Origin of the sequence: Arsenicibacter rosenii (genome assembly GCF_001870735.1) — a bacterium.
Classification (GTDB): Bacteria; Bacteroidota; Bacteroidia; order Cytophagales; family Spirosomataceae; genus Arsenicibacter; species Arsenicibacter rosenii.
Genome location: NZ_MORL01000005.1, coordinates 337568 through 353263, shown reverse-complemented (window position 1 = coordinate 353263; position 15696 = coordinate 337568). Strand labels below are relative to the sequence as shown.

Here is a 15696-nt window from a genome sequence, read left to right as displayed (position 1 = left end):
TGCTCCGGAAGAGCAGGCTTTTTTCATTCAGGCAGGGTCAGATCGTAACGATAATCTTCGTGTCATCGCCCAGCGCAGCGAGTGTAAGCGCCTCCTGAAGTTGATTAAGCGGCATATACCGCGAAATGATTTTCCCCGGATTGATCTTTTTCCGCTGAATTAAGTTCAGCGTCCGCTTAAAGTCGGCTGGATGGTCATAGATAATCGATGGGACGATATGAATACCTTCGCGGGCAATTTTTAGTGGAGTAAAGCTCGCAGGCTGACTGGCTAAACCAAGTAAAACTACCTCAGAGCCGCGAGGTGCAGCGGCAGTTGCCAATGAGGCGGTAGCCGCAGAACCGGCACACTCAAACACTGTACAAACTTCATATTGCTCCCAGAGCCGGTTCAGCGTATCGGCGTCGCCTTCTACCGCGATGGCACCTTCCGCAACGGCAAGTTGTCGTTTGCGGGCATTTAATTCGGTTACCAGCACACGATAGCCAAGCGATATGGCCAGATGAGTAAGTAACAGGCCGATAGCCCCGAGCCCGATCACGGCAATGGTATCGCCCGGTAAAGCTGATGACTTGAACAAAGCATGGACGCCAACTGCCATGGGTTCAACCGTAACTGCATCGGTATCCGTAATATCGTCGGGAACCGGCCGGCAAAATGCTTCGGGCCAGCAGACATATTCGGCAAAGCAGCCGGCTTCCGTTAGTCCTGCAACCCGTTTATTGACGCAGATATTTCCATGCCCCTGCAGGCAATACCGGCATTGGCGACAGGGAATATTGGGCTCAATAATGACGCGCTCGCCGATTTGCCGGCCGGTTACCCCATCACCGGTTTTGTCGATAAAACCATAGCCTTCATGACCAATAATGGTTGGTTGAGGCAGCGCGCGATGTCCCAGAAATAAGTGTACATCCGACCCACAGATTCCGACCTGCTTCAGCCTGACGCGAACTTCACCCGTTTTGGGTTCCGGAATAGCTACTTCGTCTAAATCAATGTGTTTCGGGCTCGTTAAAAAGGCAGCTTTCATAGATTTTCAGCCTGTAATAACCAGATGCAGCCGCCCATAACCAGCAGCGGAACCGAGAAAATAACGAATAAAAAGGGCGTGCTCAGGGCAGCGTCGGATAAATAGCCGAAAAGTAGCGGTCCTAAAATGGCCCCAAACCGGCCAATGCCAACCGTAAAGCCAACGCCTGTCGCGCGGATACGGGCCGGATACAGGCGCGACAGAGTAGGCCAGATGCCGTTAAAACCACCCTGCACAAAAATACCGATCAGTAGTACCAGACCGAAAATCAGCTCGGTCGAAAGCGGTAAGAAGGCGTAAAGCTGCATGACCAGAAAAGCGACGAGCATAAAGGTCAGGACGCTTCTCCGGAGACCAAACCGTGAACCAATGGCCCCGATTGACGCAGAGCCCAGGGCTGCGCCGATATTCAGGGCAATGCCTACCCATGTGGCCAGTTCAAACGGTAAGCCCGAGTCTTTGGCAATGGTAGGCACCCAGCTCATCAGCGTATACAAGGTCAGAAAACCGAAGAAAGCCGCAATCCAGACTTTAATGGTATTGGCACGGTAACCCGGCATGAAAAGAGCACTCAGGTGAGCGTCAGCGCCTTTTTCGATCCTGTCGGGCAGTGTCTCAAGCCGGGGAAGCTGAAGTTTCTGAAGAAGGTTATTGACGGTGGTCAGACGGCCGGTAGCCGGGTTATTTAACATGAACTCCAGCGAGTCGGTCATGAAAAACCAGACCAGTACCAACATGAGTAACGACACACAACCTGCCACGAAAAAGGCCTGATGCCAGCCATAGACCGGAATGTACCGGGCGCAGAACAGCCCGGTAAGAATAGCCCCGACCGGCCAGCCAGCCTGCACCAGACCTACATTGAAATCGCGGTATTTATTGTTAGAAAATTCTGCGGCCGTGGCGGTCATGGTTGGCAGAATGCCGCCAATGCCTAGTCCGGTAAGAAAGCGTAAGGCCAGCATCAACCCGTAACTCCGGCAAAGCCAGACCCCAAACATGCCCATTGTGATCATCGATACAGAAACCAGAAAGATGCGGCGACGACCCAGCCGGTCGGCAAGGGGGGCAATTAAAAAACAACCGAGGGTCATGCCCGCCAGTCCGGCACTAAAAATATACCCCATCTCCACTTTTGACAGCCCCCAGTCCTTAATAATCTCAGGGCTCGAAAAGGAAACGATCAGCACATCAATGCCGTCGTTGAAGTTGAGGATAAAGCAAATAGCGACCATCAGGACCTGAAATCCGGTCATGGGCCGTTGCGAAAGGTCAATAGAGGGCTGCATCATTACTCAACAAATCCGGCTTTTGCTTTCCGGCCTGTTTTTACCCACTGACGGAGTGCGTCGAAGGCCCGGGCGGTTTGTTGGGGCGTAAAGTTACAATGTCCCTGTCCATTGGTGTAATTCACGGAAAAAAAGTGGTCTTTACCCTGCTTATGAACCATGTTTTCGAAGTTAACAATGCCGTATGTAGGCGGAATCAACTGGTCGTAGATCGTATGCAGGGCCAGTACCGGCTTATTAATGTTTCCGGTGCGGTCGTATTTCCCGAATATCTTTTCCGGATCGGTAGTAGCAGCTAAGCGCTCCGCTTTCTGGTTGACGAGCCAATCGTTCGGGAAACCGCTATAGATGGTGTTTATATTGTCGAACGGGTTTCCGCCGGTTTTCTGTGCCAGGTCACGCAGCACGTTTTCATTGAAGAAAAGCGAAAAAGGAAGATCATCCGGTTTTAAGTCGAACCGTTTGGCAAAGGCAACGGCCAGTAACGAGTCTTGCGCATACATTGCCTTTTTGATGTTAGCCGCGCGTGTTCCCATACTACGGGCATCCTGCGCCTGGTACGGTTTCGACAAGTCGAAAATGGTGTGCAGTGAAGTCACCACATTGGGAAAGAGCCCGTTGAAGGTGGCGTACATATCAAACTCCTTGCGGCATTGCAGGTAAGGGCGGCTGGAAAGCGGACACATCGGCAGAGCTCCGTCATAAGCCTGTCCGTAATTTTCGATCACAGCAATTGAAACGCCTCCACCCATCGAATGCCCTGCCATAAATGTTGAGTCAGGCCGGCCGTAGGTTTTGACAAAATACTGCCGTAACGCTTCGGTATCATCAACGCCTTGTGGGAGGGCGAACCCCTGATACTGATAATCGGAGGCCGCTACCGCGAATCCCCGTTCCAGGAAAACGGCCATGCGCTTCACCCAATCCGGATTTTTGCTTTGAGCAGGAGAGCCCATAAACTCATAGCCATGGGCATACATGACCAGTTTCTTTTGCCAGTTTTCAGGGAAAACGATGCGGTAGCGGGCACCGTTGATGGTGCCGGTATCTGTTTTGGCAACTTGCTGAGCCATTAACCTGCTGCTTATCAGCAGGCATATCATAAGGAACTGTTTCATAATTGAGGGCAGAAATGGGGTAAACTACTAAGCGCGGAGGTTAAGCATCCGGATAGCATTTTCTTTCATAATAAGTGGTTTTACTTCGTCGCGGAAACCGGCGTCGGTAAAGTCTTTCATCCAGCGCTCCGGCGTAATCAGCGGAAAATCAGTGCCGAACAGCATACGGTCTTTCAGTAAGGTATTGGCGTATTGGATGAGCTGTTTCGGGAAATACTTCGGAGACCACCCGCTCAGATCGATGTAAACATTGGGTTTATGCATGGCCACAGAGAGGGCTTCGTCCTGCCACGGCCAGCTAGGGTGGGCAATGATAATCGGGCAGTTGGGGAAATCGATGGCCACATCGTCGAGGTGCATCGGGTTAGAGTATTCGAGCCGCAGGCCACCTCCGCCTCTCACCCCCGAGCCGAAACCGGAGTGGCCGCTATGAAACAACATCGGCAGTTTGTATTCGGCAATGACTTCGTAGAGGTGGTAAGCCATTTTATCCTGCGGGTAAAAACCCTGCACCGTCGGATGAAACTTAAAACCTTTAACCCCGTAGTTGTCGATAAGGTCACGGGCTTCACGGGCACCCATCCGGCCCTTGTGTGGGTCAATACTGGCGAAGGCAATCATCACGTCACTGTTTTTGAGAGCGCATTCGGCCACTTCGACGTTTGGGATGCGGCGCTTGCCAACCTCAAACTCCGAGTCGATGGTAAACATAACCAGCGCCATATGCTGGTCGCGGTAAAAATCGGCGGTTTCCTGCATCGTCGGCCGTTTGTCGGACTTGAAGTAACGGGCAAAGGCCTCGTCGAGTTCGGGCCGGTAGGGGTCATGCGGCTGGCAACAACTGACTTCGGCGTGGGTATGCACATCAATGGCAATAACGTTGTCGATATCGATCATGGTTTTGACGGGTTCGGGATAAAAACTCAGGATGCGTAAAGTGATCGTACCAGATCGGCACGGTGGGTTAAAACGGCCCGCTGGTTCAGCGAACCTTTATCGGTGATTTCGCCCAGACTAATTGACGGCGGCTCGAGCGCAACTACAAAGTTACCAATGGCCGTTGAGCTTCCCGTTGCTGTTTGGTTGAACGTCGTCTGCCACTGGTGCAGATACGCCCGGACAGCCGTATGCGCAAACGCTTCTTCGGCCGGGGTGTGCGCGGCTAATCCGGATAGCCTGCGGCAGGCATCGCCGTTCAGGAACAGAATTGCCCCGACAAATGCCTGATCCAGACCAGTGAGAACCACATCCTGAATAACCGGGGAGCCCGTTGAGATAATTTTTGCTTTCAGCATGCCGACGTTAACCCACGTACCAGTTGAGAGCTTAAAGTCTTCGGCGATCCGGCCGTTAAAGACAAGGCCTTTGTCTGGCTGAGTTTCGTCCAGAAACAGCACAGCGTCGCCGGTTTTGTAATAGCCGTCTGCGTCGAACGCGTAGGCTGTAGCCACAGGGTTGCGCCAATATCCCTTTGTTACGTTCGGCGCTTTGTACCGGGCTTCGGTTTTGTCGCCGTCGGGCACTAATTTAACCTGCATGCCGGGCACCGGCACGCCAAGCAGCCCCGAAAAGGCGCCACCCCAGCTGGCAAACATCGCCGATGGACCGGATTCCGTACAGCCTAATCCCGTAATAATCGGAATTTTAACGCCAATCGTCTCAACGGCCAGTTCTTCAAGCCGGTTCCAGACGGGTTGAGCCAGACTGGCACCGGCATAAAACAGAATGTGCAGGTTTTTGAAAAATGTCCGGCGTAAGCCGGGCTCGTTTTCCAGGTACGGTATCAGCATTTCGAACCCTTTCGGAACGTTGAAATAGGCGGTTGGTGATATTTCCCGAAGATTCTGAACGGTTTGCTCAATGAACTGCGGTGTTGGCTTACCGTCGTCAATAAACAGTGTGCCGCCGTTGTAGAGCGTCAGTCCGAAATTATGGTTACTGCCAAATGTATGATTCCACGGGAGCCAATCGATAAAGACTGGCGGCTGATGCTGCATAAACGGCAGGACCTGGGTAATCTGTTGCAGATTGGCGCACCACATGCCCTGGGTATTGATCACGCCTTTCGGTAAACCGGTTGAGCCGGATGTGAACAATATCTTGGCGACGGTATCGGCATCAACCTGACTGGCGGCTTGTGCCACAGCGTCGGTTGGCGTCGTAGCTGCTATGTTCCGGAAGGCAAGTCCGGTTTCGCCGTCAGCAGTCAGAATCACTGCGTCCGGAAAAAGCGTTGATGCGTGGGCGAGCGCAGGTCCGTATACGTGACAGTTCTGGGCAAAAATGACTTTAGGGGTCATGAGCTTCAGGCAGTGGCTCAGTTTCGCAAAATCGTCGGAAATCGTCGAATACGGCGGCGAAACAGGCGCATAGGGAATACCGATGTGAACCGCTGCCAGAGCAAGCAGGGCGTGCTCCAGGCTGTTTTCCGACAGAATCACAATCGTTTCGTCAGGCGTAAAGCGGAGATTAAGCAAAAACTGAGCAACGGCCTGGACCTGGTGCCATGTCTGCGCATAGGAAAGGGTATGCCATAGACCGGCTACTTTCCGTCCGATAAAAGGGTGGTCGGGCTGTATAGCGGCCCAGTGGGCTAAACGGTCGGTAATTTTAGTTGGGTAAGGTTGCAGCGGTTCGGCTAGCTGGTAGTGCATTATGCCGCTCTCGTGTCGTTCAAGCCGGGTATTGACAGGACCGAAGGCCACCTCTTTGTACTGAGCCATGCGATTTATAGTAAAAGTCCGACACTGAAGGAGAGATCATTCTCCGGCTTTTTTAGCCCGCCCTTCCAGAAAATCATGGAGGCGTTGCTTGGCTTCCGGCGCACTTTGGGCAATGGCAGCCATCAGGCTTTCAAGCAGCAGCCCTTCCTGTTGTCCGGAATCAGCGATGCGCGGCAATACCTGCGTGAGCGCATAATTGGTCATACCGGTATTGGCCGCGATTTTCCGGGCCAGCTCCATGCCTTTTTCCAGGCCCGAGCCTGCCTCAACAAGGTACTGAGCCATGCCGATGCGTTCACCTTCGTCAGCCTGATAGACGCGACCAGTCAACATCATATCGGTCATGCGGGCGATACCGATCAGTTTCGGCAGACGAACCGAAGCCCCGCCGCCAACGAATATGCCCCGCTGCCCTTCGGGTAACGCATAAAAAGCAGTGTTTTCGGCAACGCGGATATGACAGGCAGCCGCCAGCTCCAGACCACCGCCGACAACAGCCCCGTGCAGAATAGCCAGCACCGGTACTGGCCCGAACTGGACTTTATCCAGCACACGATGCCACATTCTGGAGTGAAAAATGCCTTGAATGGCATCCCGTTCTGTCAACTCAGAAAGATCGAGACCGGCCGAAAAGTGTTTGCCGATACCATAAATAACTGCGCAGCGGATATTGGGCGGAATGTGCTCAAACACTTGTTCGAGGCCCAGAATCAATTCATCATTGAAGGCATTTCGCTTATCGGGCCTGTTCAGCCCGATAAGCAAGATGTTTTCTTTGATTTCCAGTAAAATAGAAGAGGTTAAGGGAACTGGTAATTGCATCAATTAAATCAGGGTAATTGATTTATTTCAATACAAACTTAGACTTATGAGGGTAAGTTGGGTAGGGAAAAGGCAATGTAGACTATGCAAAACCAATCATTCCGGCAGATTGCGGTACGATTTCGGCGATAAACCGGTTTTAGTCTTAAAAAAACGGGCGAAGTCACTCGGGTCGAAGCCGCCGATTTTGAAGGCAATGTCGGCAACCGGCAGCCTGGTTTGTTTCAGCAGGACTTTTGCCTCCAGAATGCGGATGTCTTCCAGCAGCTCATGGGCTGATTTGCCTGTTGTAGACTTGACACATTTGTTGAGGTGGTTCGCCGAAATTCCTAAAATAGCGGCAAGTTCGCTGACGGTATTTTTCTCATAAATCCGTTCGCTCAGCAACCGTTTGTAGCGCTGAGTCAGCGCCGCGGCAGCCGTTGGGGAAGTGGCCGGTAAGGACTGGTTAAGGTGGTTGAGTTCGGTAAGAAGGGCGGTCAGGTAAAGGGCTACTAAGCGAATTCTTGCCGGGTCATTACGTAGCCGTTCCGCCAGGAGTATGTCGAGCAGGGCACAGAGGCGGTCAGACTGCGGAACGCAAATAAGCGGTTGATCGGCGGTCAGGCTAAAAAAAGGAAACTCCTGTTCGAGATTAACCGGTAAATGGGCATGGTGAAAAAGTTCGGGCCGGAAATGGCAATAAAAGCCTTCGACATCATCAGAGATTGCCTCGAGCGAGGTGATCTGGTCGGCGGCCAGACAAAAAAGCATGCCCGGACCAACCTCGTACCGGGTTAGCCCTTTGCTACGGACAGCCAACCCTTTGGTGACGAAAATGAAAAAGTAGACAGACCGCCGGTGGGGAAGTACCGGTAGTTTGAGATGAGCCTTGTAGTTTTCGATCCGCTCAATGTGAAAGCGTTCGTAAAAACCCGAAACCGTCGGCTTCCAGGTACCGAACAAATACTCATCAAACTGAGAGGGGTTGAGCTTGGGGACCGGCATCCGGACAAGGGCAAAGCGGTGGCGCGGAAGACCATTCCGCGCCACCGGTGTTATTTATACTCGTCGATCGTTTTGCGGAACATAGCTTCGTCCATGTAGCCGATACCCCGCCATTTGATTTTCGACTCCTTGTACATCAGGAACGTAGGAATTTCATCGACACCGAGCTGCTGGGCCAGTTGCCGGTTTTTGTCGTAATCAATCGTTACAATCGTCACTTTATCCGCTAATTCGGCTTTCAGCTTATTCACGGTCGGCAACATTTTCTGGCAGGGTGCACACCACGGGGCATAAAAGTCGATCAGGACGGGTTTGGCCGAGGCCGTTAGTTTCTGGAATGCCTCCGGTGTCATTGCGCCCGCCGGCGCTTCCTTGCCGCCTTCGACAGGCTTGTTGGCGGCCGTCCACTTCGCAAAACCACCCTGCATGTCATACACAGACTTAAAGCCTGCGCTGGCCATCAGACCGGCGGCTTTAGCGCTGCGGCTACCGGCGAGGCAGTAAACCAGCACCGGTTTGTTGGGGTCAAGCTGTTTAACTTTGGCCAGAAAGGCTTCATCGCGCACATCAATGTTGGTCGAGTGGCTCAGGTGACCGTTGGCGTATTCACCGGCAGTCCGGACGTCCAGCAACTGAATAGCCGGCATCGCCTTGAGTAGCGAATCGGCCCGGTCGGTAGTCAGCAAAACCGGCGACTGGGCGAAACAAGCTGCCGTCAGGCCGAGAAAAAGGAAGGTGAATATTGATTTCATGGTAAAAGACCGGATTAGAATTATGTACTTTTATCCAGCTGTTTGTCTTTCTGCTATTATAAGATCAAAAATGTCGAAAAAATTCATTGCAATCATCGGTATTCTTCTATTTCATCAGGTACTTTTTGCACAAACGAAACCGGCGAACGTTTTTCCGGATGGGAGCAGGATACCCGCCTGGTTTTCAGACACCACAAAAATCCCGCTGTCGAAGCTGGGGAAGCAATATGTGATTACCCGCTTCGGTGCCGTCGGCGATAGTACGGTGCTTCAGACGACGGTAATTCAGAAAACAATTGATGCGGCTTCACAGCAGGGGGGCGGTGTCGTAGTCATTCCGCAGGGGACTTACCTGAGCGGAGCCTTATTCTTTAAACCTAAAACACACCTGTACCTGGCCGAAGGGGCTGTGCTGAAAGGTTCGGACGAGATCAAAAATTACCCCAAAATACCGTCCCGGATGGAGGGACAGAGCCTCGACTATTTCGCGGCGCTGGTAAACGTGTATCAGGTCGACGGTTTTACGATTACGGGCAAAGGCAAGATCGACGGGAACGGTCTGCGCTACTGGGAGGCGTTCTGGGCACGTCGCAAAGAAAATCCGAACTGTACCAATCTGGAGGTCTCACGGCCGCGCCTGGTGTTCGTCTGGAAATCAAACAATGTGCAGATGCAAGATGTAAAACTGCACAACTCCGGTTTCTGGACAAACCATTTCTACCAGTGTAACAACGTTAAGCTCCTGAATCTGCACATTTTCTCGCCGTACCAGCCGGTGAAAGCCCCGAGCACCGACGCCATTGATCTGGACAATTGCTCCAATGTACTGGTCAGCCGCTGCTACCTGTCGGTCAATGATGATGCCATTGCGCTGAAAGGCGGGAAAGGACCGTGGGCCGATCTGGTGCCAAACAACGGTGAAAACACGAATATTATCATCGAAAACTGCCACTTCGGGTATTGCCACTCGGCGCTGACCTGCGGCAGCGAGGCCATCCACAACAAAAACATCGTGATGCGTAACTGCCACGTCAATCAGGCTGAACGGGTACTGTGGCTCAAAATGCGCCCTGATACGCCGCAACTGTACGAATATGTAACGGTCGACAATATAACGGGTCAGGCCAAAAGCCTGCTGTACGTAAAGCCATGGACGCAGTTTTTCGATTTGCAGGGCCGGCAGGATCCGCCGCATGAATACTGCCGGCACATCAGCCTGAAAAACATCAGGTTAACCTGTCAGATATTCTTCGATGTGGCCATCAACGAAAATAACCACCTCTCGGATTTTGTCTTCGATAATCTGACCATCGAAGCCAAAAACGGGGCCGTTAACAAAGACATCGTTAAGGGGTTCACGCTCAGAAATGTGTTGGTCAATCAGCAGCCCGTTAAGTAGAGGAGGCTACAGTTTCGTGCGGGTATCGCCGTTGATTTCGAGGAGGTACCCGTCCGGATCCGAGAAATAGATCTGCGGGACCCCATCTACCCGTACCTGCTTGTGGTACTGGATATTCTGTTTTTTCAGAAACGCTTCGGCTTTATCCATCGACTCAACAAACAGGGCAATGTGGCTGCCGTTGCGGTCGTGGACAATGGTTTCGGTCCGGCCGTCGAGCAGGTGCAGCTGCTGACCGTTGCCGAGGTCAAACCAGAACCGGCGGCCTTTCAGGCTAGGGGGCACGTCGATCGGCTTCATACCGACCACTTCCTGGTAGAATTTTGCACTGGTCTGAATGTCTTTTACGTGCAGCGCCACGTGATTATGTCCGGTAAAGCCAAGTTTGTCCTGGCCGAACGCCAGACTGCCGGTCAGCATCAGGACAGCAAAGAGGAATTTTTTCATGGGTAAAACCGACGCATTCCTGCGTCAACAAAAGTCAGGATTTGGGGTAAAATCAGGGTACTAAGGTAGCCAATACTTTCTGGATAATGTGTGTTCCCTGCTCCATTTCTTCCGGCGTTGACGACGCAAAGCCTAACCGTGTGTGATGGACCACGGGCTCGTCGGGTTGGTAAAAACGTCCGTTGCCAATGATCAGTCCCTGTTTGTGGCACGCCGCCGCCAAAGCGGTCAGATCAATCCTGTCGTTGAAGCGTGTCCAGACCGCCATTCCGCCATCGGGGATGGTAAACGAAACCGCATCGCCGAGGCGGTCGCGGAGGAGTCCGCAGAATACATCACGCCGCTGCTGATAAATCTTCTGTGCTTTTTTCAGGTGCCGCTGGATGTCGCCTTCAGCCAGCATTTCGGCAATGGCCTGTTCCAGCACTGTATCTCCCTGCCGGTCAATAATCCGCCGGTAATAGCCCAGGGCTTCGATGAGGTTTGGCGGCGCCACCACATAGCCGACCCGGAAGGCGGGGGCAATCGACTTGGTAAATGACCCGATGTAGACCACCATACCGGCCGCATCAGCGCTTGCCAGCGGCAGAATCGGGCTGCTGGCGTAGTGGAAATCGTAATCATAGTCATCTTCCAGAACCACAAACCCGTAGTGTTCGGCCAGTTGCAGCAACCGGATCCGGCGCTCGGCGCTGAGGGTTACGGTCGTCGGGTGATGATGGTGGGGAGTAACAAACACCATCCGGACCGGCTGCTGCCGGCACTGTGCTTCCAGGGCATCTATATCCAGTCCGTGCGTATCCACGGGGAGGTGAATCAACGTAGCGCCGCGCTCCGCAAAAATGAGGTTGGCCGACCGGTAGTTCGGCTTACCTACCACCACTATATCATTGGGTTGCAGCAGAATCTGAGCCAGCAGATAAATGGCCATGACGCTGCCCCGCGTTGTGAAGATATGCTCAGGCGAGGCCGGAATACCCCGGCTGTCGTGCAGGTAATGCGCGAGCTGTTGCCGGAAAAAAAGGTCACCGTTGGTATCAGCATATCCCAGTAACCGTTGCTGAAAACTACGCTGTAGCACGTTCCGGTAATTTCGGGCGAGTTGCGCGGTGGGAGCCAGCCGGACGTCGGGAAAGCCGTCGTCGAACATCAGCATGTTTGTGTTTTTGAGGACCGGAAGTGTCAGCTGCTCCCGAATGCGGAACGAGTATCCGGTGGTTGTGGCAAGACCGGCCGAAGCGGGTGTGCCGGTCAGCTGACGGGGGGCGATGTCGGGTAGTTCACTGCTGACGAATGTGCCCCGTGCAGGCTGCTGCACGAGCCATCCCTGGGCCGTCAGTTCATCGAAAGCGGTAATAACCGTTTTCCGGTGCACCCCCAGCAAGCCGGCCATAGCGCGGCTGCCAGGCAACTTGGTATTGGCCGGCAGAATACCCTGCCGGATCAGCCGGATCAATGTGTTGGCAATCTGGGTAGTAATCAGCGTTGCCGATTGCCGGTCGAGTGGGATCAGGGTTTTATAAGGTAGCATAAACCGGACTATCAACTGTTTAAAAACTGGTAGCCTGTAGTAGTCCGGCAAAGAAATAGTTTTGTGGCATCAAAACAAATACAACGATGATGAATACCTCGCGGACTAAACTTACCCGCCTGCCAAAACGCGGTGCTCACGATGCCGAAACCATTTATCCGATTCTGGATGCTGCTCTGGTATGTCATATCAGTTATTGCATCGACGGACAGCCGTTTATTATCCCGACCGCTTTTTGCCGGATTGAAGACACGCTCTATATCCACGGCTCGGTCGGAAGTCATTTTTTTCGGGAACTGGCTAAGGGTGTCCATGTATGCGTAGCCGTGACCTTTATCGACGGGCTGATTCTGGCCCGTTCGGCATTCAGTCATTCGGTCAATTACCGGTCTGTGGTCGCATTTGGTAAATCGCGTCTGGTTGAGGATGAGGCGGAAAGCTGGCTGGCACTGGAACGGATTACGGAGCAGATCATGCCGGGGCGCTGGGCCGATACCCGCCACCCGAATGCCAGTGAAATGAAGAAGACCATGGTGATTGCCATACCAATCGAAGAGGCATCGGCTAAAGTGCGGACGGGCGGTGTTAACGATGACCCTGAGGATCTGGCGTTACCTTACTGGGCGGGAGTGGTGCCGCTATCGCTGACCTACCACACGCCGGTGCCGGATGAAAAGCGGATCAAGGATGTGCCGCTGCCGGATTATCTGAAAGGCTGATAAACTGCTTATTTGCCAGTATTACCTTCCTTGAAATGGGCTTAGCAATAAAACACTTTTACCACATAGCCACATAGAAAACAAAGATTTTTATTCTTATGAACTCTATGTGGCTATGTGGTAAACATGTAATTGTATGTAGTCTGGTAGCCCTTCGCCGATTTAGCGCTGAAGAGAAGGTATTTCTACTGTTTTATTGACTCCATTCCGTCGGGGTACGGTCCCAGCGGTGGCCTTTCAGCTCCTGAAGCAGTGCGTCGGGCAGGCCCGCGCCGTCGCTGCTGCCGCAGTTGGCTTCAACGTTCCGGATTTTCCGCATGCCCGGAATCGTAGTGGCTACATCGGGATTGCTCAGAATAAAACGCAGTGCCATTTCGGCCATGCTCATGCCGGCCGGTACTAACGGTTTCAGCGCATCGGCATGATCAACACTGGAGTTCAGGTTTTCTGGTACGAAATACGTCGACCGCCAGTCGTTGGCCGGGAAGGTAGTTTCTTTGGTAAAGGTTCCTGTCAGCGTGCCTTCATCGAACGGTACGCGGGCGATAACAGCAACGTTCAGTTCGCGGCAAAGCGGGAACAGGTGATCTTCCGGATTCTGGTCAAAGATGTTATAAATTACCTGGACGGCATCGATCAGTCCCGTACGCAGCGTATTGAGGCAATTGTCCGGCTCCCAGCGGTTTACCGAGACACCCCACGCCTGTACTTTGCCTTCTTTGGTCAGCTTCTGAATGGCTTCCTTCCACTCATCGCGTTCGGCCCAGCCATCTTCCCAGACGTGGAATTGTTGCAGGTCAATGGTTTCGACACCCAGATTTTTCAGGCTTTTTTCGGTATACTCAACAATATAATCGGCCGGGAAAACGTCGTCGATGGAAAACTCCGGTTTTGATGGCCACTTCCGGTTTTTCGGCGGGATTTTCGTGGCGGCATACAGGCGTTTATCGCTGTGCCGTTTCATGGTACCGTTCAGGATGGTCTCGCTCAGACCGTCGGCATAGGCCCAGGCTGTATCGAAGAAATTACAGCCCAGTTCAATAGACCGGTCAAGGGCGCGTTCCACTTCATCGCGTTCGGCACCGGTCCAGCCGGCGAGGCCCCACATGCCGTAGCCGATTTCACTGACTTGCCAGCCCGTGCGCCCAAAGGTTCTGTATTGCATTTGGTAAAGGGTTTAACGTTTCTGCAAAACTAACAGGTTTTGGCCGTTTACGTTGATGGCAATACCTTCCTGTATTGTGTGCTCCGGAAAAGAAGATGGTTAATAAGTTGACAGTCATTGGTTTGTTTTGGTATAACCAATCGTTTACTGATTGTACACACAATTTCAGGAGTCGGGCAGCGGTCGTTTGAAAAAGCTGAAGACCGAAGGGGCCTGTGCGAAAAACCAGAGCGCCAGTATACTGTCACAGACCGCACAACCCGCCGAAGAGGAAGGTTCAAACGCGACAATCGGGTTGGCGTAGAGGTGATGAACAAGATCCCAGGCGGTATGCAGCAGCCAGCCAATTCCGATAAATGTGTAGCTGGCCAGTCCGCGGTAGGCGACCCACAGCATAACTATGCCAAACGGGAACTCCCACACGCCCAGTCCGCCACTCCAGTAAACGGCACCGGCACCGGCAATGATCAGAGCGTTAATGAGTTGTCGCTGCGGTTCGTTAACCAGTGAAAAGGCAGTGATGTAGAGCAAGGCAATACCCACTGCCGCAATCGCATTTATAAGCCCAAAGGCAGGAATAACGTGTTGTAACATGACACTTTGCATTAATTTGATAAAAACTGATAGGCCGTAAAGGCTTATTAATCAGTTATGCAAAGGTCTTAATAGAAGGTTACTGCGGATAGGATATACGGAGGTAGTTTCAGGATTTTTCAATCGATAGCTTTAGGCATAGGCAGACATAAAAAGTAGCTTGTTGATAAATAGCTTGCATTCTGTAAAAAAATACGAGCTTTGCCGGGTACCATTGGCATCTCAATGGTCTCCCTATTTAGCGTCAAAAACATGGATGCATTGATCAGAATTGTACGCATGACCTTTCAGGAAGATAAACTGGACGAGTTCATGGCTATTTTCGGGCAGTCGAAAGACCAAATCAGGGCGTTTCCGGGGTGTTTGCATCTGGAGTTGCTCTGTGATCTGGATAAACCCAATATCCGGATGACTTACAGCCGCTGGGAGTCGGCTGAAGCCCTTGAACAGTACCGGCAAAGTGAGCTTTTCCGGACAACATGGGCCGCCACCAAAAAGCTGTTCGCTGATAAGCCCATGGCCTTTTCGGCCGGACAACTGGACGTACTCTAAGTTTATGATATGTTAACAACACCACGATTACACCTGATTCCGGCAGACCTGGCGATTCTGGAGGCGTTGATCCACAAACACCAGGAACTGACGGCCCCCGTCGCCTGCCGGATTCCTGACGACTGGACTGAGTTTCCCGAAGTCCTGGAGCCGACGTATCATTTGCTGAAAGGCAAGCCTTCGCTGTCGCCCTGGTGGATGTACATTTTTGTGCACCGTGCCGATCAGGTATTGATCGGCAGCGGTGGCTTTAAAGGTTTACCCGATGAAGACGGGACGGTTGAAATCGGCTACGAAATATATGTGCCCTACCGGCAGCAAGGCCTGGCAACTGAGGTGGCTAAGGAATTGGTAGCCTTTGCCTTGAGCCAGCCGAAAGTCCGCAATGTAATGGCCCACACGCTTCCTGAGCAGAATCCGTCTAACCGGTTGCTGAAAAAAATAGGATTTAAGTTTGATGGAACTATACAAGACCCGGATGATGGGGAAATCTGGCAATGGATCCTGAAAAAGTAGGTCGCGGGTTCGTTGAACATTCGTAACTTCGCAGCTTAATCAACTGCGC

16 protein-coding genes are annotated in these 15696 nt (G+C 52.4%); 4 read left to right on the top strand and 12 right to left on the bottom strand.

The window, feature by feature from the left end; all coding sequences use genetic code 11:
• Positions 1-37: 37 nt before the first annotated feature.
• From BLX24_RS12585 to BLX24_RS12550, 8 genes are all read right to left on the bottom strand, one after another.
• A complete protein-coding gene (locus tag BLX24_RS12585; protein ID WP_071503487.1) occupies positions 38-1033 on the bottom strand; it encodes a zinc-dependent alcohol dehydrogenase in 996 nt (331 codons plus the stop codon).
• A complete protein-coding gene (locus tag BLX24_RS12580) occupies positions 1030-2289 on the bottom strand; it encodes an MFS transporter (protein WP_229201784.1) in 1260 nt (419 codons plus the stop codon). The genes BLX24_RS12585 and BLX24_RS12580 overlap by 4 nt, the downstream gene beginning before the upstream one ends.
• 35 nt (positions 2290-2324) lie before the next feature.
• Positions 2325-3395: an alpha/beta hydrolase family protein gene (locus tag BLX24_RS12575; RefSeq protein ID WP_229201783.1), complete on the bottom strand. Its 1071-nt coding sequence runs from the start codon at positions 3393-3395 to the stop codon at positions 2325-2327.
• Between the two features lie 72 nt (positions 3396-3467).
• Positions 3468-4337 (bottom strand): amidohydrolase family protein, encoded by an 870-nt coding sequence (locus tag BLX24_RS12570; RefSeq protein WP_071503484.1) that lies wholly within the window; start codon positions 4335-4337, stop codon positions 3468-3470.
• Positions 4338-4363: 26 nt separating this feature from the next.
• On the bottom strand, positions 4364-6163 hold the full coding sequence (locus tag BLX24_RS12565) for a feruloyl-CoA synthase (RefSeq protein ID WP_071503483.1): 1800 nt from the start codon (positions 6161-6163) through the stop codon (positions 4364-4366).
• Between the two features lie 36 nt (positions 6164-6199).
• Positions 6200-6985: a crotonase/enoyl-CoA hydratase family protein gene (locus BLX24_RS12560; protein WP_071503482.1), complete on the bottom strand. Its 786-nt coding sequence runs from the start codon at positions 6983-6985 to the stop codon at positions 6200-6202.
• 96 nt (positions 6986-7081) lie between these two features.
• Positions 7082-8017, bottom strand: a complete 936-nt coding sequence (locus tag BLX24_RS12555) for a helix-turn-helix domain-containing protein (RefSeq protein ID WP_229201782.1) — start codon at positions 8015-8017, stop codon at positions 7082-7084.
• 5 nt (positions 8018-8022) lie between these two features.
• On the bottom strand, positions 8023-8724 hold the full coding sequence (locus BLX24_RS12550; protein ID WP_071503480.1) for a thioredoxin domain-containing protein: 702 nt from the start codon (positions 8722-8724) through the stop codon (positions 8023-8025).
• A 70-nt stretch (positions 8725-8794) separates the two neighbouring features.
• Here BLX24_RS12550 and BLX24_RS12545 point away from each other — a divergent pair, with 70 nt between their 5' ends.
• The gene (locus BLX24_RS12545; protein ID WP_071503479.1) at positions 8795-10123 is read left to right on the top strand and encodes a rhamnogalacturonidase; all 1329 of its coding nucleotides are present in this window, start codon (positions 8795-8797) and stop codon (positions 10121-10123) included.
• Between the two features lie 6 nt (positions 10124-10129).
• On the opposite strand, the gene BLX24_RS12540 is transcribed toward BLX24_RS12545, so the two are convergent.
• Together BLX24_RS12540 and pdxR are read right to left on the bottom strand one after the other, a co-directional pair.
• Positions 10130-10570, bottom strand: a complete 441-nt coding sequence (locus BLX24_RS12540; RefSeq protein ID WP_071503478.1) for a VOC family protein — start codon at positions 10568-10570, stop codon at positions 10130-10132.
• Positions 10571-10622: 52 nt separating this feature from the next.
• Positions 10623-12101: a MocR-like pyridoxine biosynthesis transcription factor PdxR gene (pdxR, locus tag BLX24_RS12535; protein ID WP_071503477.1), complete on the bottom strand. Its 1479-nt coding sequence runs from the start codon at positions 12099-12101 to the stop codon at positions 10623-10625.
• Positions 12102-12187: 86 nt separating this feature from the next.
• Here pdxR and BLX24_RS12530 point away from each other — a divergent pair, with 86 nt between their 5' ends.
• Positions 12188-12820, top strand: coding sequence for a pyridoxamine 5'-phosphate oxidase family protein (locus BLX24_RS12530; RefSeq protein ID WP_083421943.1), 633 nt, complete (start codon positions 12188-12190; stop codon positions 12818-12820).
• A 193-nt stretch (positions 12821-13013) separates the two neighbouring features.
• Here the strand turns inward: BLX24_RS12530 and BLX24_RS12525 are convergent, their stop codons facing one another.
• Together BLX24_RS12525 and BLX24_RS12520 are read right to left on the bottom strand one after the other, a co-directional pair.
• Positions 13014-13985, bottom strand: coding sequence for an aldo/keto reductase (locus BLX24_RS12525; protein ID WP_071503476.1), 972 nt, complete (start codon positions 13983-13985; stop codon positions 13014-13016).
• A gap of 165 nt (positions 13986-14150) precedes the next feature.
• Complete coding sequence (locus tag BLX24_RS12520) at positions 14151-14579, bottom strand: DUF6010 family protein (protein WP_071503584.1); 429 nt, start codon at positions 14577-14579, stop codon at positions 14151-14153.
• Between the two features lie 252 nt (positions 14580-14831).
• Between BLX24_RS12520 and BLX24_RS12515 the strand changes: the two genes are divergently transcribed.
• Both BLX24_RS12515 and BLX24_RS12510 read left to right on the top strand, forming a co-directional pair.
• Positions 14832-15131: a putative quinol monooxygenase gene (locus BLX24_RS12515; RefSeq protein WP_083421942.1), complete on the top strand. Its 300-nt coding sequence runs from the start codon at positions 14832-14834 to the stop codon at positions 15129-15131.
• A 9-nt stretch (positions 15132-15140) separates the two neighbouring features.
• Positions 15141-15647, top strand: a complete 507-nt coding sequence (locus tag BLX24_RS12510; RefSeq protein ID WP_071503475.1) for a GNAT family N-acetyltransferase — start codon at positions 15141-15143, stop codon at positions 15645-15647.
• Positions 15648-15696: the final 49 nt, after the last annotated feature.

What these genes read in the sequence shown, in the direction of transcription:
- BLX24_RS12585 (WP_071503487.1), bottom strand. Translation starts at nt 1,033, where the DNA reads ATGAAAGCTGCCTTTTTAACGAGCCCGAAACACATTGATTTAGACGAA.
- BLX24_RS12580 (WP_229201784.1), bottom strand. Translation starts at nt 2,289, where the DNA reads ATGACCGGATTTCAGGTCCTGATGGTCGCTATTTGCTTTATCCTCAAC.
- BLX24_RS12575 (WP_229201783.1), bottom strand. Translation starts at nt 3,395, where the DNA reads ATGGCTCAGCAAGTTGCCAAAACAGATACCGGCACCATCAACGGTGCC.
- BLX24_RS12570 (WP_071503484.1), bottom strand. Translation starts at nt 4,337, where the DNA reads ATGATCGATATCGACAACGTTATTGCCATTGATGTGCATACCCACGCC.
- BLX24_RS12565 (WP_071503483.1), bottom strand. Translation starts at nt 6,163, where the DNA reads ATGGCTCAGTACAAAGAGGTGGCCTTCGGTCCTGTCAATACCCGGCTT.
- BLX24_RS12560 (WP_071503482.1), bottom strand. Translation starts at nt 6,985, where the DNA reads ATGCAATTACCAGTTCCCTTAACCTCTTCTATTTTACTGGAAATCAAA.
- BLX24_RS12550 (WP_071503480.1), bottom strand. Translation starts at nt 8,724, where the DNA reads ATGAAATCAATATTCACCTTCCTTTTTCTCGGCCTGACGGCAGCTTGT.
- BLX24_RS12545 (WP_071503479.1), top strand. Translation starts at nt 8,795, where the DNA reads ATGTCGAAAAAATTCATTGCAATCATCGGTATTCTTCTATTTCATCAG.
- BLX24_RS12540 (WP_071503478.1), bottom strand. Translation starts at nt 10,570, where the DNA reads ATGAAAAAATTCCTCTTTGCTGTCCTGATGCTGACCGGCAGTCTGGCG.
- pdxR (WP_071503477.1), bottom strand. Translation starts at nt 12,101, where the DNA reads ATGCTACCTTATAAAACCCTGATCCCACTCGACCGGCAATCGGCAACG.
- BLX24_RS12530 (WP_083421943.1), top strand. Translation starts at nt 12,188, where the DNA reads ATGATGAATACCTCGCGGACTAAACTTACCCGCCTGCCAAAACGCGGT.
- BLX24_RS12525 (WP_071503476.1), bottom strand. Translation starts at nt 13,985, where the DNA reads ATGCAATACAGAACCTTTGGGCGCACGGGCTGGCAAGTCAGTGAAATC.
- BLX24_RS12520 (WP_071503584.1), bottom strand. Translation starts at nt 14,579, where the DNA reads ATGTTACAACACGTTATTCCTGCCTTTGGGCTTATAAATGCGATTGCG.
- BLX24_RS12515 (WP_083421942.1), top strand. Translation starts at nt 14,832, where the DNA reads ATGGATGCATTGATCAGAATTGTACGCATGACCTTTCAGGAAGATAAA.
- BLX24_RS12510 (WP_071503475.1), top strand. Translation starts at nt 15,141, where the DNA reads ATGTTAACAACACCACGATTACACCTGATTCCGGCAGACCTGGCGATT.